The organism is Bacillus sp. MN7755 (assembly GCF_054771475.1).
Window position 1 is genome coordinate 65,024 of sequence record NZ_BTRL01000017.1, and the last position, 26,400, is coordinate 91,423.

Here is a 26,400-nt window from a genome sequence, read left to right on the forward strand (position 1 = left end):
ATCCTCTCAAACAAGATTATTTATAGCCGCTTTTTGCAAACTACCAGCAACAACATTCCCTTTATATAAAACAGCACAACGCTCTGTTTGTCTTGCTACTACCTCGGCTGAACATGATGCTTCTGTAAAGACAATATTTGCCTCATCCCCAATTTTTGGCCATTGACGATTTCCTTGATCATCTAATATAGATTTCCCGCCCGTAATAAACTGAAGTGCTTTCCCTAAAGAGCGCTCGTCAATCCATCTAAATCTCTCCGCTAGACAATTTGCCTTTTGCAACATATCTCCTGTTCCAAATGGAGACCAATGATCAGTTATACTATCGTTTCCTAGTGAAACTTTTACACCTTTACGATTTAATAGCGGAACTGGAATTACATGTCTACTAATTGGAACTGTTGACGTTATATCAATGCCTAATGCCGCAAGTCGTTCAGCCATTTCCTCCGCTTCTTCTACAGATACATCTCCAAGTCCAAGAGCATGACTAATCGTAACTCTTCCTTGCCACCCTGCTTCTTCTGTTAATGCAGCTAATCGCTTCATTGTAAATGTTCCGAGTTGATCCGCGTCATGTAAATGAATATCAATATCTGAATCAAACTCTACTGCAATATCCATAATTGTATTTAATGATTTTTCAATATTACCGTCTACTGTAGCTGGGTCTACTCCACCTACTAAATGAGCTCCCATACGCATAGCGTCTTTTACAAGCCCTACGGAATTACTTCGTAACAAACCGTGTTGCGGGAATGCTACGATTTTTGCTGATAACTTATCTTTATATGTTTCCAGTGCCGCAATCGTTGCTTCTAAATTTCCAAGACCAATTACAGGATCAATATTGCAATGTGTTCGAATATTTGTCGCTCCATTTTCAAGAAGTAATTGCAACATTTTCTCCGCTCTACTCTTTGCAGTTTCTAATTGCTTCGGAAGAATAGTTTGCTCCTCATGAATACGAGTGAATATACTCTTTACTGGTGTACATGCTTTCCACGGTCCACCATAATACGTTTTATCAATATGAATATGCATTTCTTCAAATGCTGGTAATGCCAGTAAACCATTTGCATTTACTACTTCACCATCTTGCTCTGATACAATCCCAGGTAATATCTTCGTAATCTTTCCATCTTCAATAAACAAACTACAAATTTCCGTTTCTGTACTGGTAATTCGCGATTCCTCATATACGTACCCACATTCAAGTTTCACATTCGTTAACCAATATTGTGATTTTACACTCACTTTGTCAATCTCCCTTCGCAATATGATTTTTCTACTTCACAAACGAAACAAAAACAGATAAAAATTTCTATCAGTGTAAAATGGTGTTTTACACTGATAGAATTTCCTATTTTACTGAAGTTCTACACCTTCCAGTCGCAAATACCCAGATGGATCAATCCAAAATCCTTTTATATTTTTCGTAGTTGCGGCAATATGATTAATCCCTCGAATTGGTACTAGTAAAGCATCTTTTAATTCAATCTCTTGTAACTGTTTATACAATTCTTTTCTCTTTGTCTCATCTTTTTCTTTTCTAGCATCTTCTATTAATTTATCTACTGCCGGATTACTATAAAAGAATTGGTTACCAGTTGCTCCGTGTGAACTAGAATGGAATAAATTATATTGATTATAGTCACCATCACCTGTTGCGTTTCCCCAACCTCCAACAAACATCGCATGTTCTGATTTATTCGTTGCAGCTAAAAACGTACCATATTCCATAACTTTAATTTCTACATCAACGCCAATCCCTTTTAATTGAGATTGAATTACTTCCACTAACGCCATTCTAACTTTGCTGTCATTCGTCCAAATTGTTGTTTTAAATCCATTTGGATAACCAGCATCTGCTAATAATTTTTTCGCAGTATTAATGTCATACTTATATCCTTTTACGTCTTTCGTATAACCGAATACTTTAGGAGTCATTACGGAGTTTATTTCAGTCCCAACATTGTTATATACCCCTTTTAAAATCCCTTTCGTTTCAATCGCATGTGCAATCGCTTGACGAACAAGCGGGTTATCAAATGGCTTTTTCTGTACATTAAAGCCAATATATTCTACACCTAAACCTTCATTTTCAATTAACTCCATGGATGGTGAATTTTTCACACGCTCTACTTCAGTTACAGGTAAATTCTCTGCAATGTGAGCTTCACTAGTTTCAATCATCCCAATACGTGTTGCATCTTCTGGTACTACTTTGAATACAACTTCATCAACCTTTGATTTTTCGCCCCAATAATTTTTATTCTTTTCAAGTCGAATTTCTTCACCTGGTTTCCATGACTTAAAAGTATATGGACCTGTCCCAACTGGATGCTGCGCTAAACCTTTTCCTTTTTCATCAATTGCTTTCGGACTTAAAATACTTCCTTCATTACTTGCGAAAATAGATAAAAGAGGTGAGTATGGGTATTTCAATACGAACTGTACTGTGTATTCATCAATTACTTTTATTTCTTGAATCATGGAATAAACAGTTGCTCGATTTGAACCTACTTTCGGGTCTAATACACGTTCAAAGTTTTTCTTTACTGCCTCAGCATTAAATGGTGCACCATCTTGGAATGTCACTCCTTGTTGCAACTTAAATTCCCAATTTAAATCATCAATTTGTTTCCATTCCTTCGCTAACATCGGCTTAAAGTCCATGTTTTTATCTCGTTGTACAAGATTTTCATACACTTTATGGTACACAACACTTGCGGAAGGGATGTTTGTAATAAAATGCGGATCTAAATTATCAGCATCTGACAGTCTAGCAATTGTTAAAACGCCGCCTTCTTTTGTTCCTTTGCTTCCTGATCCTTCATTTCCTGTCTTCGCGTTAGATGAACATCCCGCTAGAAAAACTGAAAGACATAAAATTGTGATAAAACAAATCACAAGTCCCCTTTTGAATCTCATCGCCCTTCCCCCTCCACTTTCTTTTATCTCTACATCCTAAAGTGAAACCTTAAACCTAGCTTTCTATCCCCCTACTTTCTAATAACAGATCATTCCACCACCCTCTCTTTTTTCAATTTTGTCTATGTATTTGTAATTATAAATAACTTTACGGAAAAAGTTTTTAAACATCTTTACTTCTATTTGCATTTTCTTTACTTATTGTTTTAAACTCGTTGACTCGTTTTAATTTTCTGATAATTTAATCATAAAGAAAGGGAGGTATGAAAAATGGAAGTTCGTCTTTCTAAAGAAGAAAATACTTCTTTACAAACGATTCAAACGAAGAACACATCGAAATGGATCATTAGCTATCGAAAACTGAAAAAAAATAAGATGGCATTTATCGGAGGGATTATCGTTCTTTTCTATATTTTAATAGCTATATTTGCCCCATTGTTAGCACCCTATAATCCATTTGATATTCAGTTAGTTAACAAATTACAACCACCATCTATGGAACATTGGATGGGAACAGATGATAAAGGCAGAGATATTTTAAGCCGCCTTTTACACGGGACACGCCTTTCATTACTTGTTGGATTTTCTTCTGTATTTATAGGGGCATTGTTCGGCATTATTCTTGGTATCATTTCTGGTTATTACGGTGGATGGTTTGACACAATCATTATGCGAATCATTGATATTATGCTAGCTTTCCCTGGTATTTTACTTGCTCTTGCCATTGTAGGCGCACTAGGACCAAGTCTTGTGAACGTAATTATCGCTATTGGCTTTTTCTCAATTCCTATGTTCGCTCGTATCGTTAGAGCTTCTACATTAACAGTAAAAAAATTAGAGTATATCGATGCTATAAGAGCACTAGGGGCAAATGATTTTACTATTATTATGAAACACATATTCCCTAACATCTTATCACCTATTATCGTCCAAGCTACTTTACGCTTAGCTACAGCAATTTTATCTGCAGCTGGATTATCATTTTTAGGACTTGGAGCGCAACCACCTTCACCTGAATGGGGTGCCATGTTAAGTAATGGACGCGACTTTTTATTTACCGCACCACATATTGCAATGTTTCCCGGAATCGCAATGTCTACACTCGTAATCGGTTTAAACATGTTTGGTGACGGATTACGTGATGCACTAGATCCGAGACTTAAAAAATAGAAAGGGGCATTATACATGCTAATGTTTATATTTCGTAGAATACTACAATTAATTCCCGTTCTTTTCGGCGTTGTATTCGTTGTTTTCTTGATTATGCAAATGGTACCCGGTGACCCAGCTCTCCTTATCGCTGGTGAAGGAGCATCAAAAGAAACTGTCCAGCAGATACGTCACCAATTAGGATTGGACAAACCTTTTATCATGCAATATTTCTCTTATATCGGAAATATATTACAAGGCGATTTCGGGGTTTCAATTCGTTCTAACCGTCCAGTGTTAGACGAAGTATTAATCCGCCTTCCAATCACTATTGAACTCGCCCTATGTAGTATCGTCATTACAGTTGTAATTGGGATGATTGCTGGCATCATCTCTGCTACAAAGCAATATTCTTGGACAGATGTTTCTATTATGATTATCGCCTTGTTAGGTGTCTCATTACCAAGCTTTTGGTTTGGACTTATGCTCATTTTCTACTTCTCTGTCCAAATTCAAATATTCCCCGTTTCTGGTTGGGGAACCTGGATGCACATGGTTTTACCAGCACTTACACTAGGTGCATCTGGCGCAGCAATTGTAGCACGTATGACTCGCTCAAGTATGCTTGATGTTATACGCCAAGATTATATACGAACAGCAAGAGCGAAAGGAGTAAAAGAAAGAGTCGTTATATATAAACATGCTTTGAGGAACGCATTAATTCCCGTTATTACTGTTGTTGGATTACAATTTGGTGCACTTTTAGGCGGTACAGTTTTAGTAGAATCAGTTTTTGCTATAAATGGACTTGGAAGATTAATCGTAGACGCCATCCGAATGAGAGACTTACCAATGTTACAAGGGGGCGTATTAATCGCCTCGGTCATCTTCGTTCTAGTCAATCTTATTGTTGATATTTTATACCGTCATTTCAATAAACGTATTGAGCTTAATTAAGGGGGTGCACAAACATGAATAAAAAGGAAGAGGTATTACAAGTTAAAGATTTAAAAACACATTTCTTTACAGACGAAGGTGTAAGCAAAGCGGTTGATGGTTTAAATTTCTCTGTTTCTAAAGGAGAAACACTCGGTATCGTAGGTGAATCTGGTTGTGGGAAGAGTATCACTTCTCTATCCATTATGAGATTAATTGACCGAGAAAGTGGCAGTAAAATTGAAGGCAGCATTTTATTTAAAGGAAAAGATTTATTACAACAAAAAGAAGCTGAAATGCGCGCAATTCGTGGAAATCAAATCTCAATGATCTTCCAAGAACCAATGACATCTTTGAATCCAGTATATTCTGTTGGGGAACAGATCGCAGAAGCAATTCGTATCCATCAAAAATTAAATAAAAAGGAAGCTTGGAATAAAGCCGTAGATATGTTGAAACTAGTTGGAATTCCTTCTCCTGAAAAGCGTGCAAAACAAGAGCCACATGAACTAAGCGGAGGAATGCGACAACGCATTATGATTGCAATGGCACTTGCTTGCAATCCAGATTTACTCATTGCAGACGAACCAACAACTGCTCTTGATGTAACAATTCAAGCTCAAATATTATCACTTATGAAATCACTTCAAAAACAACTCGGTATGGGAATTATCATGATCACACATGACTTAGGAGTCGTGTCAGAAACATGCGATAGAGTCGCCGTTATGTACGCTGGAAAAATCGTCGAATATGCAGATATCGAGCATATATTTACTAGTCCAAAACATCCTTATACAATCGGACTTCTTCAATCTCTTCCAAGACTCGATACAGACCAAGAAGAATTACAAACTATTCCTGGGTCCGTACCGAGTCCATACCATATGCCGAGTGGATGTCGCTTTGCTGATAGATGCACACATGCAAAAGAACTATGTCACAATACTCTTCCAGAACTTCAACTCACGCAAGATGGAAGTGAAGTTCGATGCTGGATGTTTACAGACCTTTGGGATAAATCATCTTCAGAAAAATTGGAGGTATTATAATATGTCTACTGCTACGCCAATAAATAAACGAGAGTTATTACAAGTACAAAACTTAAAACAATACTTCCCTATAAAAAAAGGAATTCTAGGACGCTCTATTAGCTATATTAAAGCGGTTGACGATATTAGTTTTACAATTTACGAAAAGGAAACTGTTAGTATTGTTGGTGAATCTGGTTGTGGAAAATCCACCACTGGGCGTGCAATATTGCGCCTTGATGAAGCAACAAGTGGAAAAATTATTTTTCAAGACAAAGATTTACTAGCATTAAATAACTCAGCAATGCGAAAGGTTCGAAAAGATTTACAAGTTATTTTTCAAGATCCCTTCGCTTCTTTAAACCCTCGGCAAACTGTAGGGAGCATTTTAGAAGAAGCTATGACCATTCAAAACGTATGTCCAAAAGGCGAAAGAAAAGCAAAGGTTATTGAGCTGCTCGGGAAAGTTGGTCTTCCACCTGATGCAGTGAAGCGCTATCCACATGAATTTAGTGGTGGTCAACGGCAAAGAATCGGAATTGCGCGTGCCTTAGCTGTTAATCCAAAACTCATCATTTGTGACGAAGCTGTCTCCGCCCTAGATGTTTCAGTGCAAGCACAAGTTTTAAATTTATTAAAGCAGTTGCAACAACAATATGGATTAACATATTTATTCATCTCTCACGACTTAGCTGTCGTTCGTCACATATCAGATCGCATCATTGTAATGTACCTTGGTACCATTGTGGAGATTGCCGATAAACATTCTCTTTTTAACAATCCGCAACACCCTTACACAAAAGCGCTTCTCTCAGCAATTCCTACCATTAGTGCAGGAATGAAAAAAGAGCGTATTGAACTTAAAGGAGACCTTCCCTCTCCTCTAAACCCGCCAAAAGGCTGTCGTTTTCATACTCGTTGTCCGTATGCCATTGAAAAATGCGCTACGCAACAACCAAGCTTTCAATCTATAAGTGAAGATCATAAAGTAGCCTGTCATATCATTTGATACGAGTCTGAATAATAGAAATATTTACAACACTTTAGTATAATAATAAAAAACAAGATTGAGGTATGTATGTTAACTTATGAAGCATTTGCTGTATTAATAACTATACTTGTCTTAGCTCCAATTTTTGGAGCTATTATTTTATTATGTTTATTTATTTTTGAAAAACGAATCGATTTACTAGAAAGCGAAAAGAAAAAAATAGCACTAGAACGAGAGTTGCAACAGTCTTTATATCATCAACTTACGCAACAAATTCAGCCTCATTTTTTATTCAATACATTAAATACAATTTTAAGCTTAGCTCGTCTGCAGAGAACTGATGAAGTTGTCAAATCACTTGAGATCTTTTCTCTATTTTTAAAAGGAAAATATAAAACAACAGATTTGTTAATTCCTATTTCTGAAGAACTAACATACACGAATTATTATATCGAAATTCAAAAGATGCGATTTCGCTCAAGGCTCTCAGTAAGCATTACCTCTTCTGAAGATTTACATAATGCCCATATTCCACCTTTCGTTATTCAAACGTTAGTTGAGAATTCCTTTAAACATGGGCTAGAAAAAAAAGCTGGTCAAGCAATTTTAAATATTCATCTATACAATACAAATAACCGAATTACACTTCTAGTATCCGACAACGGTACTCAAAACGAACCATTTACTTCCCATACGGAAGAAAGCGGGTACGGACTTGAAAATATAAAACAACGATTTCAGTTATTCTTTCAAGAACAAACTACGTTCTCTTTCCTCTCTACAAAAGAGAACGGCACGAAAGTAGAAATCACATGGCCTTTCATCTCAGAAAAAAACACAGAGGAGGTAATACAAAAATGAACGTGCTATTAGTAGATGACGAACCACTGGAACTGGAACAATTAGAATTTCTTATCCACCGTCAGTTTCCTAATTGGACACTGCATCTAGCTTTAGATGCGGATGAAGCTTTACGTATAAATGAAAAATTCTCGATTCATTTAGCACTTTTAGATATTCACCTTCCAGGTATATCCGGCCTACAACTAGGTGAAAAATTAAAAAGCAATAACTCTAACCTCGACATCATTATCGTAACCGCATATCAAAATTTCGATTATGCAAAACAATCTATTCGTCTAGGAGTTATTGACTATATAACAAAGCCAATTATAGAAAAAGAACTCATTGATATATTACAAAAGTACAAAGGGGATTCCAATACTCCTTCCTACTCACGTATTATTCAAGATACATTAGACATCATCCATGAAACCTTTCATGACAAACTACACTTAGCAGACATCGCAGCTAAAGTACATACAAATCCGACTTATTTAAGCCGACGGTTCCATGAAGAAGTAGGTATTTCATTTTCCGGATATATCATGCAATATCGGATTGAAATGTCACAGAAATATTTAACGGAACACCCACATTGATGTATCTCTCAAATCTCTGAACAATCTGGTTTTAATAGTCAGCATTATTTCAGTACTGTTTTTCGTAAAGTGACCGGAATGACTCCGAAAGAATATAGAGGTGAGGGATAAATTGTGACGAAAAACAACTCAGCTTTCACACCTTTACAATTAGGTATAGGAACTGGTACTGTTCTTTTATTATCTAAATGGGTCGCAAGTATATCAACACTCGCTTTACCCGAATCTATTATCAATTATGGGCTAATCGCTGGTATTCTTTATGCGATGATTGGCCCTTTTACTCTTATTTTATTGGGAATTTCAATAAAAAAAATACGTTCTACATTCCCAGAAGGAGAATCCATTCACGATTACTTATCTTATAAACTTTCTCACAAAGGATATATAATTGTATGCTGTTTCCTCGTTCTATTAAGTATAGAAAGTATGTTCATTCAAACGAAAGTTGCTAGTATTTTACTTAATGTTTTTTTCCATATTCCATATACATTGGGTTCTTTCCTTTTCATTACCCTTTGTACAATATTCGTAATGTTAAGTAACGCTAAGCTACTTACTAAAATGGCTATTATGCAAACTGTATTAATGTTTTCTACCATGATTATTATTCCAATTTATTTTTTTGTGCAAGATGGCATTACCCATGTATACGATGGAATTCGCTTATATCACCCGTATTTGCTATTTTATGAAAATATAAACGGAATATATTTTCTTACTGCCGGCATTCTCATCGAAACAGGAAGAGTATTAATAAGTCCCGCATCTTGGGATAAAGCTTTCCGTATTCATCCTAAAAAAATCATTCCGACTTTTTTACTATCAGGGTTTATATGGATTACCATCCCTTTGGCGTTCGCTTCTCTAATTATGATAGTTATTTTTAGTGGGAGCTTAGATCATTTGTATGATCTTCTAGCTCAACTTCCAAAAAAAATAGAATTTACTATTTTATTTTATTTACTCGTTATCGGCTCTTTAAGCGCAATAACTTCTAGTTTTATTTCTTGGATGCATGGATTTACTAAACTTATTCGAGATTTTATACCGATGATACGTACAAAAATAAATTTCAAATTATATACAGCTCATTTTATTTCTATAGCTATCGGATTTTTAGCTTTTTTCATTACAATTACTACAAACTATACTATTTTAGAAATTATTTTTTTCTTTGGTATTCTTTATGCATCTCTTATCATCACAATATTATTCGTTATTTTCAGCAAGCAAAAAATCAGCATCATTATACCGCTCATCTCGATTATTGGTGCTCTTTCCGGTTATGTAGTTTACTTCTTAATCGGTCCTTTAACGAGCATTTGGGTTAGTATAGCGGTTACTCTTTCACTAAGTATTTGTTATCTGTTTTCACATTGGATACACCAACAATTCAACTATAAAATGAAACAATAATATGAGGCCCTTTTGGTAGTTTAACTTTGCTACCTAAGGCCTTTTTATTTTTATCGCAAACTATTGTACTGCGCTATAAATTAAATTCATTATTTATGTAGCCTCACATCTAAATTGTAAAATACGGTTCACTTTATAAAAAAATGTCATACAACCTCATAGTCTTCTCATAAATTTCCATATAGAATAGAAGTATATAGTTTGCTATAAAAAGGAGTTGATCGTAATATGTCAAAAAAATTATATAAATCCGAAACTGATAAAATGTTATTTGGTGTATGTGGTGGTTTAGGAGAATATTTTGATATTAGCTCTACTCTTATTCGCATACTTTGGGTTATTGCTATTTTATGTTTTGGAACGGGTTTTTTAGTTTATTTCATTTGTTTATTACTTATGCCACGTTCTTACTAATAACTTCATTCAATATATTTGAACAAAACATATAAAAAATCCCCTATAGTTTTTTCTATAGGGGATTTTTTCATGAAGAGTATTTCATCGTTAAATGTAATACTGCCACTTCATCTTCTTCATTTTTATAACTATGTTTCTTATTCGCTTCAAATTGAATGGAGTCAAACTCATTTAATTCGTATACATCATTCTCCACTTGAATCGATACTTTCCCTTTCATTACCGTTACAAGCTCAATAGCCCCTTCATGATGAGCTTCAGGTTCATATATACTATTTGATCGTAAACAAGCACGATGCATTTCCATCCCCGTTTCTTTCGTATAACGGAACATTGTTTCTAAATGCCACGCTTGTCCTACATCTACTGCAAATCCTTCTCCGCAGCGCGCAACAGCTACAGGTTCTCCAACAACCATCAATCTCGATAAAGGAATCGATAACCCTTTCGTTATTTTCCAAATGACAGCTAACGTCGGATTCGTTTCGCCTCTTTCAATCTTTCCTAATGTTAATTTACTAACCCCTGTTTTTTGAGCTAATTCTTCTAAACTTAATTTTTGTTCATTTCGAATTTGTCTTAATAACTGACCTACTTGCTGAATGACTTCTTTCGTTTGCATATCTTCATGTTCTTTCATCTATAAAACCACCTTAAAGTATAAAATAGTTTACTTTTACATAATTAAAGTATATTATACTATACATAATCATTTAATTCCAAAAGGAGTGTTATACTTCATGCGCGCAATATTATTAGGACTTTTATCATCGGCCTTTTTTTCTGCAACCTTTATTATTAATAGAGCGATGAATGTATCTGGAACGAGCTGGGCTTGGACAGCTTCCTTCCGTTTTTTATTTGCTCTCCCTATTTTATTCCTTATCGTTTTATTTCGCAAAAACTTTAACGGTTTATGGGAAGAGTTAAAGAAACATCCATTGGCGTGGATCGGATGGGGTTCTGTTGCAGGTATTGGTTTCTATTCTTTATTAAGTTTCGCAGCTGTCTTTTCTCCAGCTTGGCTCGTTGCTGGAACTTGGCAAGTTACGATATTAGCAGGTTTACTACTATCACCACTATTTTTCATTAAAATAGAGACGAAATCAGGAACAAAACTTGTACGCGGAAAAATTCCACTTCGCAGCTTATACGTTGCATTATTTATTTTACTTGGTGTAATTTGTATGCAGGCAACTGAAGCAGGCCACATTACAATGACTCAGTTCATTTCAGGTTTTTTACCTGTCGTGTTAGCTGCTTTCTTATATCCGTTCGGCAACCGAAAAATGATGGAGCTTGTTGGTGGACGTCTCGATACGTTCCAACGCGTATTAGGAATGGCAATTGGAAGTCTCCCTATTACTATTTTACTTGGCATATACGGATTTTCTACTACCGGTATTCCAACATCCAGCCAAATGCTACAAGGATTTTTATTAGCATTATGTTCCGGCGTAATTGCAACGATGACATTTTTCTTCGCTACTGACTTAGCCAAAGATAACTTCGCTCTACTTGGAGCTGTTGAAGCAACGCAAGCTGGAACGATGGTCTTTACCGTGCTTGGCGAAATTGTTTTCTTGAATGGTTCATTCCCTGGTGGTCTTTCCCTATTTGGAATGATTATTATTATGTTAGGAATGGTTGCCAATAGCGTATTAAACCGATCTGTTCCAGTCGTTAAACAGAAAAAAACAGCATAAAAAAAGAGTATGGTTCTATAACAAAGAACCATACTCTTTTTTATTGTCCCCCTATTTCGCCTTATCAGAATAGTATTTCATTAGCTATTTATACTAAAACCTATGTTATAATACGTTTCATGCGCAATAATAGGAGGTAAATTATGTTAAAAAAAGCAATCGCTGAATTTATTGGTACATTTGTACTTGTATTATTCGGAACTGGAGTAGCTGTCATTGGCGGCGGAATTGAAGGAATTGGAACATTAGGAATCGCTATGGCTTTCGGTCTATCTATTGTAGCTATGGCATATAGCATCGGAACAATTTCTGGATGTCACATTAACCCAGCAGTATCAGTAGCTATGTTCATCAACAAAAGAATGAACGCTATGGAACTTTGTTATTATGTATTAGCTCAAATTTTAGGTGGTTTATTAGGAACTGCAACGTTAGTAACAATTTTAAAATCTGCTAAAACACCTTTAGATAATTTAGGACAAAATGGTTTTGGAACTCTTGGTTTATCTGGAGCATTTCTAGTTGAATTTATTTTAACTTTCGTATTCGTATTAGTGATCGTTGCTGTAACAGGTAAAAAAGGAAGCTCTTCTCTAGCGGGATTAGTAATTGGTTTCACATTAGTGTTAGTTCACTTATTAGGTATTCCGTTAACTGGAACGTCTGTTAATCCAGCCCGTAGTATCGCACCAGCTTTATTCGCTGGCGGAGAAGCACTTTCTCAACTATGGGTATTCATCGTTGCACCAATTCTTGGTAGTATCGTAGCGGCTATCGTAGGTAAATTCATTTTAAATACTGAAAAATAGAATTTTCAATATTTCTGAATAAAAAAAGGCGAGCCCTCATTATGAGGATGCTCGCTTTTTTACTCTTTCATTTTACACTTTAAATTTGTAACTAATTGATCTACCGTTACATTTGCAAGTACGTTTTCCATCGCTTCTTGCGCTTGCATTAAAATAATTTCTAATACTGATTGAATATTAGCTCCTACTGGACATTCAATGTTGGGATTTTCATGGAAGGAAAATAGCTGTCCTTCTTCTACAACTTCCACTGCTTTATATACATCAAGTAATGTAATTTCTTCTAAATCACGAGCAAGTGTCGTACCACCTTTACCAGCTTGTACATCAACAAGTCCTGCTCTCTTCAACATTCCTGTAATGCGACGAATCACAACTGGATTTGTATTCACACTACCGGCAATCCATTCAGAGGTACAGCGAGAGTTTCGATCTATCGCAAGTAATGTCAGCATATGAACACCTACTGTAAAACGACTACTAATCCCCATCTGCACACCCTCCTTTGTATTCATTCTATTAAAAGACGACTCTTATTATTATATACTATTTTTAATTTATACATAAAGAAAAAGCATGATTTCAATAGGAAATCATGCTTTTCTCTCATTATTGACGCTTTATGAATTTTGCTAAATCTTTAAATTTCACTTTATCTGAGTAATTCATTACGCCGTTTACGTAAATGCGACTTGCAAGCATATTGACGATAGCAATAGTCACCAATAAAATGACTAAAGTCACAATAATCTCTACAGTTCCTGCTTCACCCGCTACAAGCCTTGAAAATGTAACCATAGGTGTAAAGAATGGAATATACGAACTAACTACAGCCAATGTACTATTAGGATCAAATAGTGATTTAATACTAATGAAAAATGCTGCTATACCTAACATTGTAATTGGGAACGAAAGAGATTGCACATCCTCAATTTTTGATACAACAGCACCAACCGCTGCATATAACATTGCATATAGTAAGTAGCCCGTAACAAAATATACAACGAACATACTAATTACTACAGCATCCAACTTAGAAAAGTCTAGTGCAAGTCCCACTAAAGATGCATTTTCTAGGTCTACCCAACCTAATAAATATGGTACAAGAAAACCGAGGGAAGCAGTAATAAGTAATAGTAAAGCACTAGAAACAATTGCTAAAATTTTGGCATGTAGCATTGTTAATGGTTTTACTTTCGGAAGCATTAACTCCATAACACGAGACGACTTTTCAGATGCTATCGTCGTCCCAATTGCAGTTCCAAACACAATAATAAACATATATAAGGCAAACGAGAAAACATAGCCAATGCCAAAGGAAGATGCATGATCCTTTACTGCCTCTTGTTTTAACGGAATTTCCATCTGTAACTGCTTTGCTACTTCTACTGATACATTATTCTTTTCAATCATTACCGCTGTATATTGTTCTTTTAAATAACTCGCCATAAGTGTAGCAGTTGATTGACTCGGAAAACCACTATACATATACGTCACTTCCGGAATACCATTCTTTTCTGTAATACGGAATAGACCGTCTAAATCCCCATCTTCTACTTGCTTACGTAACTCATTAAACTTATCCTTATTTTCTACAGTTACTTTAGCAGATGGAAGTAACTTTGTTACATCACTTTCTTGCACTTTATACGTATCACTTTCCGTTACTACGGCAAATTTATCTTTCCCTTTGTCATTATCAGCAGTGAAATGATTAAACGCAAAAAGTCCAAACACAACTAAAAATAAAATCGCACTCGTAATTAATGATTTTTTAGATAAAAACGCTTCTCTAAAATAAAATGAAAATACGTGAGAAAATTTACGCATCGTTATTTCGCCCTCTCTACAAAGATTTCGTTTAACGTCGGCTCTAACATTTTAAATTGTCGTAAGGTAACACCTTGTTCTTGCAATTGTTGTAAAATCTTTAGAGCTTCTGCATCATCTTGTACTTGCACATAAAGAAGGCCTTGTTGTTTTTCATACGATACATGAATAGATTCTAATCCCTTCTCATTCTCTTCTGTATCTTCAATCGTTAAATTGCGGAAACCGTATTCTTTTTTAATATCACTTAACTGGCCTTTTACGACAGCTTCGCCTTTTTTCAAAATACATACATGTTGGCAAAAAGCCTCTACTTGTTCCATACGATGACTAGATAAAATAATCGTCTTTCCGCTCTGTACTTGTTCTTCAATAATGCTAGCTAACATCCCAGCATTAACTGGATCCAGCCCGCTAAATGGTTCATCTAAAATGAGCAGTTCTGGATTATGAAGAAGAGCAGCAATTAATTGGATTTTTTGCTGGTTCCCTTTCGAAAGCTCTCCTGCCGTTTTAAATTTATATTCCGGTATTGCTAATCGCTCTAACCAGTGATCAATAGCGAGATCTACTTCTTTCTTCGTCATGCCTTCTAATCTACCAAAATATCGCAACTGGTCTATTACTCTACTTTTCGTATATAAACCTCTTTCTTCTGGTAAATAACCAATTGTTATCCCGCTAGTCCCAAATGGTTTTCCATTCCATGTAATAGAGCCTTCATTAGGCGTTAATAATCCGAGAAGCATTTTGATTGTCGTAGTTTTTCCTGCACCATTTCGTCCAAGTAATCCTAGCACTTCACCTTTTGGCAACGAAATTTGCAAGCCGTTCACTGCTTTTGATTCCCCAAATAGTTTCGTTAAGTTTTGAATTTGTAAACTCAAAGTATAAAGCCTCCCCTTAGTTTCATTCATACTCTCTTTCAAAGACTATGTTTATTCCGGATAAAATATAGCACTACACTTCATCCTCTTAGTATGTAACATCATCTTAATCCATCATTTGTTCTATTTAGTTAAAATTGTAAATAATATAGTTTCATTTGTCAATTATAATTGTCATTTCGACAATAAAACTTGTCAAAATGATTCCCATCATTTTTCTCATCTTTCTAATATAGGACATACTACTATATATACAAAAGACAATATGCAAATGTTCATACAAAAAATATTATTTTTCGATATATAATATTAACTGATTTTCTAACATCAAGGAGGATACATATGAAGATGAAGAGGGGCATTACCACTTTATTATCTGTAGCAGTTCTATCTACATCACTTGTAGCATGTTCCGGAACACCAGAGAAAACAGTGGCAAAAGAAGAAAAAGTAAAATTAACAGACCAGCAATTAATGGCTGATTTATGGTATCAAACAGCTGGTGAAACGAAAGCACTTTACTACCAGGGATACAATATCGGTCAATTAAAGCTTGATGCAGCTCTTGCAAAAGGGACAGAAAAAAAACCTGCTATCGTACTTGATTTAGATGAAACTGTTTTAGACAACAGTCCTCATCAAGCCATGAGCGTAAAAACAGGCAAAGGCTATCCGTATAAATGGGATGACTGGATTAATAAGGCTGAAGCCGAAGCCCTTCCAGGCGCAATTGATTTCTTAAAATATACCGAGTCTAAAGGTGTAGATATTTACTACATCTCAAATCGTAAAACGAACCAACTAGATGCAACAATTAAAAATCTTGAGCGTGTAGGTGCTCCTCAAGCAACGAAAGAACATATATTACTACAAGATCCGAAAGAAAAAGGAAAAGAAAAACGACGTGAACTCGTTTCTCAAACACATAATATCATCTTATTCTTCGGTGATAACTTATCTGATTTCACTGGTTTTGATGGAAAGTCTGTAAAAGATCGAAATCAAGCAGTAGCAGATTCAAAAGCACAATTTGGTGAGAAATTTATTATTTTCCCTAATCCGATGTATGGTGATTGGGAAGGCGCTTTATATGATTATGATTTCAAAAAATCAGATGCAGAAAAAGATAAAATCCGCCATGACAACTTAAAATCATTTGATGCAAAATAAAGAGGATGGCATTCGCCATCCTCTTTATTTTGCTTTCTCTGTTAAAGGCAAGATAAACACTTCCACACGTCTATTCTTTGCCTTTCCTTCTTGTGTATCGTTTGGAGCAATTGAACGGTATTCTCCGTAACCAATCGCACTAAATTTTTCTGGTTGTAATTCTTTATTTTGGAGTAATACTTGCATAAAGTTAACTGCCCGCTGCGTACTTAATTCCCAATTCGACGCAAATTGTGCATTTGCAATAGGAACATTATCTGTATGTCCCGATACTGTAATTTCACGAGGTGATGCTGAAACAAGTAAGCTAGACATCTCTTTTGCAATCCCTAGTGATTCTAACTTCACATCTGCTTTCCCCGAATCAAACAGTACATTTTCTAATATTGTTACCATTAATCCCTTTTCAGTTAATTTAGTTTGAAAAGAAGATGATAATTGTTTCTCATTAATATATTGATCAATCTTTTTTTGTAATGCTTTCAATTCATCCATTTCTTTTTTTTCATTCGCCCTAGCTTCTTCTTGTTTTTTTGTTTGTTCTGCCTCAAGGCTACTTGCTGATAATTCCTTTTCATCATTTGGCTTCTGATCACTTAAAAATTCTTTGTTACCTGTTCCACCAGCTAATTCACTTCGAAAAGCAACAGCCATCTGTTTAAACTTCGCAGCATCTATACTACTCATTGCGAATAAAACGATGAACAATGCAAATAACAACGTTAACATATCAGAATATGGGATTAACCAAGTTTCATCGATATGTTCATCATGTTTTTTCTTTTTGCCTCTTCTATTTTTCTTACTCCGCATTTTGTTCTGCTCCTTTTTCTAGCTTTTTACGCTCAGTTGCAGAAAGTGAACCTAAAATGCGGTTCTTCATAATAAACGGATATGTACCTTCTTGTAACATTAATAAACAATCAATGATTAAACGTTTTTTCTCGATTTCAGCTGCAGATTTTTGTTTTAACTTATTTGCAAATGGATGCCATAATACATAACCTGAAAAAATACCAAAAATCGTTGCAATAAACGCACCTGAAATAGCATGTCCTAACTTTTCAATATCAGTTAAATTACCAAGCGCAGCTACAAGACCGATAACAGCACCTAAAACCCCTAATGTCGGTGCATACGTACCAGCTTGAGAAAAAATTGCCGCTCCTTTTGCATGCCTTTCTTCAATTGCTTCTAATTCAGCTTCTAAAATCTGTTCTAAATCTTCTGCAGATACGCCATCAATCACAAATTTCATACCACGCAAAAGAAATTCATCTTGAATTTTGTCTAATTGTTGCTCTAAAGACAAAATACCGTATTTTCTACTTTCAGATGTCCAATGAACAAACAATTCTAGCAACTGTTCATAACTTAAATCCTTTTTATTTGAACCAAAAAGAACTTTAAATAATTTTGGAACCCTTTTTAGTTGATTCATCGGAAATGCGATACATACTGCAGCAAATGTACCGATAAAAATAATTAATGCTGCGGCAGGATTCAATAAGGCATTTACGTCAGCGCCCTTGACGACCATCCCTACTACCACTGCTACAAATCCTAAAATAAGTCCAATAATTGTTGCAAAATCCATTCCCATTCACTCCTAGTCTATACAAGAAGTTCTTTATTCTCGATAATCGCTACATCTTCTTATGTATATATATTACATAAAAAATTCATTTCATGAAAGATAAGAAATGAATTAAATGAAAAAATACTACAATTTCACACATTTTCTGACATTTTCTTTGCATTTCTATTACGTTACGACTCTTATATTTCTTTTTCAACAAACTAGACTTATAATAAAAACAATACATATTTTATTAAGAAAGGACTGTGATTACAAGGCATCATGAAAAAGATAATCATTATTTCTGCCACTACTATTGTAATCGGTATCACTTCTTTCGTTTACTTTGGTTCTAAATCATCACTACAAAATGAGGCGAAAGCTGTCGAAAGTCAACAGCATAGTAATCACCAAAAAGAAGAGATTCCTGCTTTTCCAAAAGCTGATCATAATGCAAAGAAACTAGACAATGATTTTTCCGTTGTAACAAATCCAGAATCTAATCTTGTCTTAGTTAATAAACACCGAAAACTACCAGACGGATATACACCTGAAGACTTAACTAGACCAAACGTACCATTTACTAGTCCGAAAGATAAAGAAAAAACGCTACTGCGCAAAGATGCTGCAGATGCGCTTGAAAATATGTTTGAGGCGGCAAAGAAAGAAGGACTTGAACTTACAGCTGTATCTGGTTATCGTTCATACAAACGCCAAAAATCATTACATGATACATACGTTAGACGTCAAGGAAAAGCTGAAGCTGATTCAGTAAGTGCCATTCCTGGTACGAGTGAACATCAAACCGGCTTAGCAATGGACATTAGTTCAAAGTCTGCTAAATTCCAATTAGAGCCTATTTTTGGAGAGACAGCTGAAGGCAAATGGGTGGCAAAACACGCTCATGAATTTGGCTTTGTCATTCGTTATTTAGAAGATAAAACCGAAACAACAGAATATTCATATGAACCGTGGCATTTGCGTTACGTTGGAAATCCATACGCTACATACATATATAAACATCATTTAACATTAGAAGAAGCGATGAAAGACAAAAAATAAGAGAGCAATTTGCTCTCTTATTTTTCTTTTACTCTATCATTGTAGTAATTTTTTCTTCCATTCTTCAGGCCACGGTTCGCCTTTTCCGTTTTTTTTCGATGCTTGAACCATCATTCCACGACCAACTAAACAAACTTCTCCTGCCGCATTCTTCACCATATAATGCAAATCTAAAGAAGAATTCCCAACCGATCCCGCTTTTACATACACCTTCAACTCTTCATCAAAATATATTTGCTTAATAAAATTACATTGTAAATCTGCAACAACGATCATCGTTTCGGAAGATTCATGCGTCCATTCTTGCATAAATCCAAGTTCTTTAAACAATGCGATACGTGCTTCTTCAAAATAGGTAAAGGCAACGACATTATTTACATGCCCAAACATATCTACTTCACCAAAACGAACTTTTACAGGTTTGTAAAATGAAAAACCACTTTCCCATTGCTCAAAGTCTTCAATATAAGAAATCCTCTTCATTGTTCCCTCTCCTTTTCGCCTTTTTAATAAACTGAATAAACAGAAAAATAAAGTTATAAATATTGCCTCTTCAACATGAAGAGGCAATATTTATTAATAGTTATTGTCGCTACCAAAGAAATCTTTGAACGATTGAATTGTTGTATCACGGTTTAATGCCGCAATTGAAGTCGTTAATGGAATACCCTTTGGACATGATTGCACACAGTTTTGAGAATTACCACAGTTTGCAAGTCCTCCATCTCCCATAATTGCACGTAAGCGATCTGCTTTATGCATTTCACCCGTTGGATGTGAGTTGAATAAACGAGCTTGTGATAATGGCGCTGGTCCAATAAAGTCAGATTTACTATTTACGTTTGGACATGATTCTAAGCAAACACCACATGTCATACATTTTGAAAGCTCATAAGCCCACTGACGTTTCTTCTCAGGCATTCTTGGCCCTGGTCCTAAGTCATACGTACCATCAATTGGAATCCAAGCTTTAACACGTTTTAGAGCATTAAACATGCGACTACGGTCAACTTGTAAGTCACGTACAACTGGGAATGTCTTCATCGGCTTTAAGCGAATTGGTTGTTCTAATTGATCGATAAGCGCTGTACATGATTGACGAGGTTTTCCGTTAATCACCATCGAACATGCGCCACATACTTCCTCTAAACAGTTCATATCCCATGCAATCGGAGTTGTTTGGCTTCCTTTTGAATCAACAGGATTACGACGAATTTCCATAAGCGCCGAAATAATATTCATATTTGGACGATACGGAATTTCAAACTCCTGGTCAAACGCTTGCGCGTCTGGCCCGTCTTGTCTCGTAATGATGAGGCGGATTGTTTTCTCAGACATGTTGTTTATCCCCCTTCTCTTCACCCTTAGCAGCTACATCGTGTTTTGAAGAATAATCACGTTTACGTGGTTTAATTAACGAAACATCCACGTCTTCGTAATGGAATGCTGGTGCATTTCCTTCTCCTTCAAATTTCGCCATCGTAGTTTTTAAGAAGTTAGCATCATCACGATTTGGGAATTCAGGTTTGTAATGCGCCCCACGGCTCTCATTACGGTTATATGCGCCAATTGTAATAACACGCGCTAACTCAAACATATTTGCAAGTTGGCGTGTAAATGAAGCACCTTGGTTACTCCATCTTGCTGTATCGTTAATGTTAATACGTTTGTAACGAGCCATTAACTCTTCAATTTTCGCATCTGTTTCTAATAGCTTTTTATTTTCACGAACTACTGTAACGTTATCTGTCATCCATTCTCCAAGCTCTTTATGAAGAACATACGCATTTTCGTTACCATCGAGCGTTAAAATATTGTTAAATTTCTCCGTTTCGATCAATTCATTTTGTTCATACACAGTAGATGAAACAGCATCAGATGATTTAGTAAGACCTTTCATATATTCAATTGCATTTGGTCCTGCTACCATACCACCGTAAATTGCTGATAATAGTGAGTTCGCACCAAGGCGGTTACCACCGTGCATAGAATAATCACACTCACCTGCTGCAAATAAACCTGGAATACTTGTCATCTGCTTATAATCAACCCATAGTCCGCCCATTGAATAGTGAACAGCTGGGAAGATTTTCATTGGTAGTTTACGAGGATCGTCACCTGTAAACTTCTCATAGATTTCAATAATTCCACCTAGTTTAATATCTAGTTCTTTCGGATCTTTATGAGAAAGATCTAAGTACACCATGTTTTCACCGTTAATACCTAGTTTTTGCTCTACGCAAACATCAAAGATTTCACGCGTTGCAATATCACGAGGTACAAGGTTTCCGTAAGCCGGATATTTTTCTTCTAAGAAGTACCATGGTTTACCATCTTTATATGTCCAAACACGTCCACCTTCACCACGTGCAGATTCACTCATAAGACGTAATTTATCGTCTCCAGGAATTGCCGTTGGGTGAATTTGAATGAACTCACCGTTCGCATAATATGCGCCTTGTTGATATACAGCAGAAGCTGCTGTACCTGTATTGATAATGGAGTTTGTTGATTTTCCGAAGATGATACCAGGGCCCCCTGTTGCCATAATCACGGCATCAGCTCCGAAACTTTTAATCTCCATAGTTTGTAAGTCTTGTGCAACGATCCCTCGGCACACACCTTCATCATCAACAACAGCTCGTAAGAAATCCCAACCTTCATATTTCGTTACAAGTCCTGCTACTTCGTGACGACGTACTTGCTCATCTAATGCGTATAGTAATTGCTGTCCAGTTGTTGCACCAGCAAATGCTGTACGGTGATGTTGTGTTCCACCAAAACGACGGAAATCAAGAAGTCCTTCTTCCGTACGGTTGAACATAACACCCATACGGTCCATTAAATGAATGATACCAGGTGCTGCTTCACACATTGCTTTAACTGGTGGTTGGTTCGCTAAGAAGTCCCCACCATAAATTGTATCGTCAAAGTGGATCCATGGAGAATCCCCTTCACCTTTCGTATTTACGGCACCGTTAATTCCACCTTGGGCACATACAGAATGCGAACGTTTTACTGGTACTAAAGAGAACAGTTCAACATTTACTCCTGCTTCCGCCGCTTTAATCGTTGCCATTAAGCCAGCCAAGCCACCGCCGACTACTATAAGTTTCCCTTTCATGCTCTCCCACTCCTTACTGGTTTGCTAGCTGTGGATCGATGAACGCTAATAATGCACTCACACCTACATAAGATAGACCTAAGAAAATAGCTAATGTTACATAAGTAGAGATTCTTTGTGAACGTGGAGATACTGTAATTCCCCAGCTGATGCAGAATGTCCATAATCCATTTGCAAAGTGGAAAATTGTTGAAACAACACCAACTAAGTAGAATGCAAACATAGCTGGATTGTTTAAAATATCTGCCATCATATCATAGTTTACCTCTTTACCTAACATTGCTTGAATACGAGTTTCCCAGACATGCCAAGAAATGAAAATCAGTGTAACGATACCTGAAATTCTTTGGAAGACGAACATCCAGTTACGGAAATAACCGTAAGAAACCGCATTGTTCTTAGCTGTAAATGCAATATATAAGCCATATATAGCATGGTACAGTATTGGTAAAAAGATAATGAAAATTTCTAGCGCATACCGGAATGGAAGGAGCTCCATAAAGCCTGCAGCTTTGTTAAAAGCCTCTGCTCCTCGTGTTGCAAAGTTGTTTACAATTAAATGTTGCGTCAAAAAGACACCAACCGGGATGACCCCCATTAATGAGTGCCACTTACGAAACGTATACTCGCGGCCTTTCATATCCCCATTACCCCCCTTGAATGATTGACTGCTGTTTTCAGATTAGTTTATAGCAATAATGTTTTTTCACTATTGGCATAAGAAAAACTGAAAAAATTATTCGAAATATTTCAGCATAATTTGATACCAAGTTCATTTTACTCCTATTTTTGTCGAAGCGTCAAGAAAACGTATACATAATTTGCATATAATTTGCCAATTCTTTTTTTCTTCTTATATATTCAGATTTTCCTAAAGAAAAATCTGTTTTTATAATTGTGAAATGTTATATAATAAGCCCTATAGAAAGAGGGGAATATTGTGAGCAAAAATACAATCGATATAACATCTTTAGAAGATGTTTCATTGAACGCCTTCGCTTATGAATTGCTACGTGAAGAATTACTACCTGATTTAATTGGTAACGATTTAGATGGTATTTTATACTGGTCCGGTAGAAACCTTGCAAGAAAATATCCGCTAGAAACAATTGAAGAAGTCATTCAGTTCTTTGAAAAAGCTGGTTGGGGCACTTTAAGCATTATTGAACATAAACGTCGTGAAATGCAGTTCCAACTTAAAGGCACTCTCATTGCTGAACGTCAAAAACAAAACAGACATTCTTCTTATCAATTAGAAGCTGGATTCATTGCTGAGCAAATTCAGAAGCAACGAAACGTCGTAGCAGAGTCCTACGAAGAAAAGAAAAAACGTTCAGACTCTATTACATTTCTTGTGAAATGGGATATAAAAGATCTCATTGAAGTGTAGCCTTACCTACAGTCAACTAGACATATAAGTTTAGTTGACTTTTTTGTATTTTCATTCAGATGAGTTTATTTTAAATCTTCAGAAATTATACCAAAAAACAGAAGACGTTGTAAACTACAACGTCTTCTTATCTGTTAAATACGTATAAATTGTTTCCGCGACATTTTTCGGCATACCCGCTTCGACAAATTCTGCTACAGAAGCTTCTTTCATCTTCTTTAATGAACCAAAATGTTTTAACAATACCTTTTTCCGTTTATCACCGATTCCTGGAATATCGTCCAGTGCTGATTGAATGACAGATTTCCCGTGTAATTGACGATGGAATGTAATCGCAAATCGATGCACTTCATCTTGAATGCGCTGCAATAAATAAAATTCTTGGCTATTCCTCTCAAGTATCACCGGTTCAGGTGGATCCCCAATAATTAAATGGGATGTTTTATGTTTGTCATCTTTTACAAGGCCTGCCATCGGAATATATAACCCAAGCTCATTTTCTAGAACATCACTTACAGCTGCCAGATGACCTTTTCCCCCGTCAATAATGATTAAATCTGGTAATGGTAAATTCTCTTTCAGTGCCCTTGTATAACGGCGCCTCACAACTTCTCTCATAGACTCATAATCATCTGGTCCTTGAACCGTTTTAATTTTATATTTCCTGTACTCTTTCTTCGCTGGTTTCCCATCGATAAAAGCAATCATTGCAGAAACGGGATTTGTTCCTTGAATATTTGAGTTATCAAACGCTTCAATACGATACGGTGTTTCAATCCCGAGCTGCTTTCCTAACTGATCTACAGCTTTAATCGTTCGCTCTTCATCACGTTCAATTAAATAGAATTTCTCTTCAAGAGCAATCTTCGCATTTTTATTTGCCAGTTCTACAAGATCTTTTTTCTTACCGCGTTTCGGCTGTGTCGCTTCCACTTCTAAAAAGCGCTCTACTAATTCTGAGTCTATACTTCCTGGAACGACAATTTCCTTCGGCTTAAAATGACTGCTGTTTTCATAAAATTGACCGATAAACGTTAAGAATCCCTCTTCTGGTTCATCGTAGATTGGAAACATAGAAACATCACGTTCGATTAGCTTTCCTTTTCGAACGAAGAAAACTTGAACACACATCCACCCTTTATCAACTGCATACCCAAACACATCACGATCCACTAAATCACTCATAATCATCTTTTGTTTTTCCATAATCGCATCGATATGAGCGATTTGATCACGTAACTCTTTTGCACGTTCAAACTCTAGTTTCTCTGAAGCTTCATACATTTTTGTTTCTAATTCTGAACGAACTTCTTTATGTCCACCATTTAAAAACTTAATAATTTCATCTACAATTTCTTTGTTTTGTTCTTCCGTCACTTCTTTCACACAAGGCGCTAAACATTGACCCATATGATAATATAAACAAACTTTATCGGGCATATTTGAGCACTTACGAAGCGGATACATACGATCTAGCAGTTTTTTCGTTTCATGAGCTGATTGTGCATTCGGATAAGGGCCAAAATACTTTCCCTTATCCTTTTTTACATTTCGCGTAATAAGTAATCGCGGCTGTTTCTCAGCTGTAATTTTAATAAAGGGATATGTTTTATCATCTTTTAATTGAATATTATATTTTGGATCATGTTTTTTTATTAAGTTTAACTCTAAAATGAGAGCCTCTAGATTTGAAGAGGTTACAATATATTCAAAATCTACAATTTCCCCTACTAGCCGAAGTGTTTTCCCGTCATGCGAACCAGTAAAGTACGAGCGCACACGATTTTTAAGCACTTTTGCCTTTCCGACATATATAACCGTTCCTTGCTTATCTTTCATTAAATAACAACCAGGTTGATCTGGTAAAATAGCCAATTTCTCTTTTAAATGTTCGTGCACTCGTTACCCTCCATTTCTACATGCTTAGCATTTTTATTTTCACATGAAAACATACTATGCCAAAATACCCAACATACGTTCTTTTATTGTAACGGAAAGGTGTAAAAAAGGAAAATAAAAAAAGCTACCAAATGGTAGCCCTTTTATTTTAGAAGTGTTTAGAAACTAATTCTACTAACGCTTCTTTCGGTTTGTAACCTAACGCTTGATCAACTACTTTACCGTCTTTTAATACGAAAAGAGCTGGAATACTCATTACTTCGAATTGACGAGCAGTTTCTTGGTTTTCATCCACGTCTACTTTTACTACTTTTACTTTTTCGCCTAGTTCTGCATCAATTTCCTCTAATACAGGAGCGATCATTTTACAAGGTCCACACCAAGGTGCCCAGAAATCTAATAATACAACACCTTCGCTAGTTTCAGCTGCGAAGCTTTGGTCATTTGCGTTTACAATTGCCATTTTATTTCCTCCTTCAAGTATATTCTACCAAGAGTATATCATTAACTTATATACGTGGCGAATAATATGTATCGTTATGTATTGTAACAAAAAAGTGTTCCTTTATACTATATAAAAATACGGATTAAATACTAAAAAGATGAGAGACAGGGGATCTCTCAC

26 protein-coding genes and 1 pseudogene are annotated in these 26,400 nt (G+C 35.9%); 13 read left to right on the forward strand and 14 right to left on the reverse strand.

Annotation, left to right across the window (positions count from 1 at the left end; all coding sequences use genetic code 11):
* Positions 1-6: 6 nt before the first annotated feature.
* Both ACYVEC_RS19540 and ACYVEC_RS19545 read right to left on the reverse strand, forming a co-directional pair.
* Positions 7-1,257 carry an amidohydrolase family protein gene (locus tag ACYVEC_RS19540; protein WP_000114206.1) on the reverse strand — a complete coding sequence of 417 codons (1,251 nt, stop codon included), beginning with the start codon at positions 1,255-1,257 and terminating at the stop codon, positions 7-9.
* Between the two features lie 111 nt (positions 1,258-1,368).
* Positions 1,369-2,934, reverse strand: a complete 1,566-nt coding sequence (locus ACYVEC_RS19545; protein ID WP_063224790.1) for a glutathione ABC transporter substrate-binding protein — start codon at positions 2,932-2,934, stop codon at positions 1,369-1,371.
* Between the two features lie 270 nt (positions 2,935-3,204).
* On the opposite strand from ACYVEC_RS19545, the gene nikC reads away from it, so the two are divergent.
* From nikC to ACYVEC_RS19585, 8 genes and pseudogenes are all read left to right on the forward strand, one after another.
* Positions 3,205-4,104, forward strand: coding sequence for a nickel transporter permease (nikC, locus tag ACYVEC_RS19550; protein WP_000453816.1), 900 nt, complete (start codon positions 3,205-3,207; stop codon positions 4,102-4,104).
* A gap of 15 nt (positions 4,105-4,119) precedes the next feature.
* Positions 4,120-5,040 carry a nickel ABC transporter permease gene (gene nikB, locus ACYVEC_RS19555; RefSeq protein ID WP_000928489.1) on the forward strand — a complete coding sequence of 307 codons (921 nt, stop codon included), beginning with the start codon at positions 4,120-4,122 and terminating at the stop codon, positions 5,038-5,040.
* 14 nt (positions 5,041-5,054) lie between these two features.
* Positions 5,055-6,071 carry an ABC transporter ATP-binding protein gene (locus tag ACYVEC_RS19560; RefSeq protein WP_063224788.1) on the forward strand — a complete coding sequence of 339 codons (1,017 nt, stop codon included), beginning with the start codon at positions 5,055-5,057 and terminating at the stop codon, positions 6,069-6,071.
* 1 nt (position 6,072) lies between these two features.
* Positions 6,073-7,059 (forward strand): ABC transporter ATP-binding protein, encoded by a 987-nt coding sequence (locus ACYVEC_RS19565; RefSeq protein ID WP_275718768.1) that lies wholly within the window; start codon positions 6,073-6,075, stop codon positions 7,057-7,059.
* A gap of 69 nt (positions 7,060-7,128) precedes the next feature.
* Positions 7,129-7,902 carry a sensor histidine kinase gene (locus ACYVEC_RS19570; protein ID WP_063224786.1) on the forward strand — a complete coding sequence of 258 codons (774 nt, stop codon included), beginning with the start codon at positions 7,129-7,131 and terminating at the stop codon, positions 7,900-7,902.
* Positions 7,899-8,594: pseudogene (locus tag ACYVEC_RS19575) on the forward strand (response regulator transcription factor). The gene ACYVEC_RS19570 and the pseudogene ACYVEC_RS19575 overlap by 4 nt, the downstream one beginning before the upstream one ends.
* A gap of 3 nt (positions 8,595-8,597) precedes the next feature.
* Complete coding sequence (locus tag ACYVEC_RS19580; RefSeq protein WP_098556261.1) at positions 8,598-9,902, forward strand: SLC5/6 family protein; 1,305 nt, start codon at positions 8,598-8,600, stop codon at positions 9,900-9,902.
* 228 nt (positions 9,903-10,130) lie between these two features.
* Positions 10,131-10,316, forward strand: a complete 186-nt coding sequence (locus tag ACYVEC_RS19585) for a PspC domain-containing protein (protein WP_000038792.1) — start codon at positions 10,131-10,133, stop codon at positions 10,314-10,316.
* A gap of 70 nt (positions 10,317-10,386) precedes the next feature.
* Here the strand turns inward: ACYVEC_RS19585 and ACYVEC_RS19590 are convergent, their stop codons facing one another.
* Positions 10,387-10,959: a helix-turn-helix domain-containing protein gene (locus ACYVEC_RS19590; RefSeq protein ID WP_048531501.1), complete on the reverse strand. Its 573-nt coding sequence runs from the start codon at positions 10,957-10,959 to the stop codon at positions 10,387-10,389.
* Positions 10,960-11,059: 100 nt separating this feature from the next.
* On the opposite strand from ACYVEC_RS19590, the gene ACYVEC_RS19595 reads away from it, so the two are divergent.
* Together ACYVEC_RS19595 and ACYVEC_RS19600 are read left to right on the forward strand one after the other, a co-directional pair.
* Complete coding sequence (locus ACYVEC_RS19595; protein WP_063224783.1) at positions 11,060-12,025, forward strand: DMT family transporter; 966 nt, start codon at positions 11,060-11,062, stop codon at positions 12,023-12,025.
* Positions 12,026-12,168: 143 nt separating this feature from the next.
* Complete coding sequence (locus tag ACYVEC_RS19600) at positions 12,169-12,834, forward strand: MIP/aquaporin family protein (protein WP_063224782.1); 666 nt, start codon at positions 12,169-12,171, stop codon at positions 12,832-12,834.
* 59 nt (positions 12,835-12,893) lie between these two features.
* Here the strand turns inward: ACYVEC_RS19600 and ACYVEC_RS19605 are convergent, their stop codons facing one another.
* The 3 genes from ACYVEC_RS19605 to ACYVEC_RS19615 form a co-directional block, all read right to left on the reverse strand.
* A complete protein-coding gene (locus tag ACYVEC_RS19605; protein ID WP_063224781.1) occupies positions 12,894-13,325 on the reverse strand; it encodes an Rrf2 family transcriptional regulator in 432 nt (143 codons plus the stop codon).
* A 118-nt stretch (positions 13,326-13,443) separates the two neighbouring features.
* Positions 13,444-14,664: an ABC transporter permease gene (locus tag ACYVEC_RS19610; RefSeq protein WP_063224780.1), complete on the reverse strand. Its 1,221-nt coding sequence runs from the start codon at positions 14,662-14,664 to the stop codon at positions 13,444-13,446.
* A gap of 2 nt (positions 14,665-14,666) precedes the next feature.
* Entirely contained in the window at positions 14,667-15,551 is an 885-nt protein-coding gene (locus tag ACYVEC_RS19615) for an ABC transporter ATP-binding protein (RefSeq protein ID WP_063224779.1), read from the reverse strand.
* A 342-nt stretch (positions 15,552-15,893) separates the two neighbouring features.
* On the opposite strand from ACYVEC_RS19615, the gene ACYVEC_RS19620 reads away from it, so the two are divergent.
* The gene (locus ACYVEC_RS19620; protein WP_063224778.1) at positions 15,894-16,721 is read left to right on the forward strand and encodes a 5'-nucleotidase, lipoprotein e(P4) family; all 828 of its coding nucleotides are present in this window, start codon (positions 15,894-15,896) and stop codon (positions 16,719-16,721) included.
* 24 nt (positions 16,722-16,745) lie between these two features.
* On the opposite strand, the gene motB is transcribed toward ACYVEC_RS19620, so the two are convergent.
* Positions 16,746-17,534, reverse strand: a complete 789-nt coding sequence (gene motB / locus ACYVEC_RS19625) for a flagellar motor protein MotB (protein ID WP_063224777.1) — start codon at positions 17,532-17,534, stop codon at positions 16,746-16,748.
* Positions 17,524-18,318: a flagellar motor stator protein MotA gene (gene motA, locus ACYVEC_RS19630; RefSeq protein ID WP_060632446.1), complete on the reverse strand. Its 795-nt coding sequence runs from the start codon at positions 18,316-18,318 to the stop codon at positions 17,524-17,526. The genes motB and motA overlap by 11 nt, the downstream gene beginning before the upstream one ends.
* A gap of 264 nt (positions 18,319-18,582) precedes the next feature.
* On the opposite strand from motA, the gene ACYVEC_RS19635 reads away from it, so the two are divergent.
* On the forward strand, positions 18,583-19,362 hold the full coding sequence (locus ACYVEC_RS19635; RefSeq protein WP_063224776.1) for a M15 family metallopeptidase: 780 nt from the start codon (positions 18,583-18,585) through the stop codon (positions 19,360-19,362).
* Between the two features lie 36 nt (positions 19,363-19,398).
* Here the strand turns inward: ACYVEC_RS19635 and ACYVEC_RS19640 are convergent, their stop codons facing one another.
* From ACYVEC_RS19640 to sdhC, 4 genes are all read right to left on the reverse strand, one after another.
* On the reverse strand, positions 19,399-19,845 hold the full coding sequence (locus tag ACYVEC_RS19640; protein ID WP_063224775.1) for an acyl-CoA thioesterase: 447 nt from the start codon (positions 19,843-19,845) through the stop codon (positions 19,399-19,401).
* 93 nt (positions 19,846-19,938) lie between these two features.
* Positions 19,939-20,700, reverse strand: a complete 762-nt coding sequence (gene sdhB, locus ACYVEC_RS19645) for a succinate dehydrogenase iron-sulfur subunit (RefSeq protein ID WP_060632449.1) — start codon at positions 20,698-20,700, stop codon at positions 19,939-19,941.
* Positions 20,693-22,486: a succinate dehydrogenase flavoprotein subunit gene (gene sdhA / locus ACYVEC_RS19650; protein WP_060632450.1), complete on the reverse strand. Its 1,794-nt coding sequence runs from the start codon at positions 22,484-22,486 to the stop codon at positions 20,693-20,695. Before sdhA ends, sdhB begins: the two co-directional genes overlap by 8 nt.
* 13 nt (positions 22,487-22,499) lie before the next feature.
* Entirely contained in the window at positions 22,500-23,126 is a 627-nt protein-coding gene (sdhC, locus tag ACYVEC_RS19655; RefSeq protein ID WP_000678354.1) for a succinate dehydrogenase cytochrome B558, read from the reverse strand.
* A gap of 300 nt (positions 23,127-23,426) precedes the next feature.
* Between sdhC and ACYVEC_RS19660 the strand changes: the two genes are divergently transcribed.
* A complete protein-coding gene (locus ACYVEC_RS19660; RefSeq protein WP_000042215.1) occupies positions 23,427-23,876 on the forward strand; it encodes a YslB family protein in 450 nt (149 codons plus the stop codon).
* A gap of 114 nt (positions 23,877-23,990) precedes the next feature.
* Here ACYVEC_RS19660 and uvrC read toward each other — a convergent pair whose 3' ends face one another.
* Positions 23,991-25,775, reverse strand: coding sequence for an excinuclease ABC subunit C (gene uvrC, locus ACYVEC_RS19665; protein ID WP_063224774.1), 1,785 nt, complete (start codon positions 25,773-25,775; stop codon positions 23,991-23,993).
* 148 nt (positions 25,776-25,923) lie between these two features.
* Positions 25,924-26,238 carry a thioredoxin gene (gene trxA, locus ACYVEC_RS19670; protein ID WP_001018943.1) on the reverse strand — a complete coding sequence of 105 codons (315 nt, stop codon included), beginning with the start codon at positions 26,236-26,238 and terminating at the stop codon, positions 25,924-25,926.
* Positions 26,239-26,400: the final 162 nt, after the last annotated feature.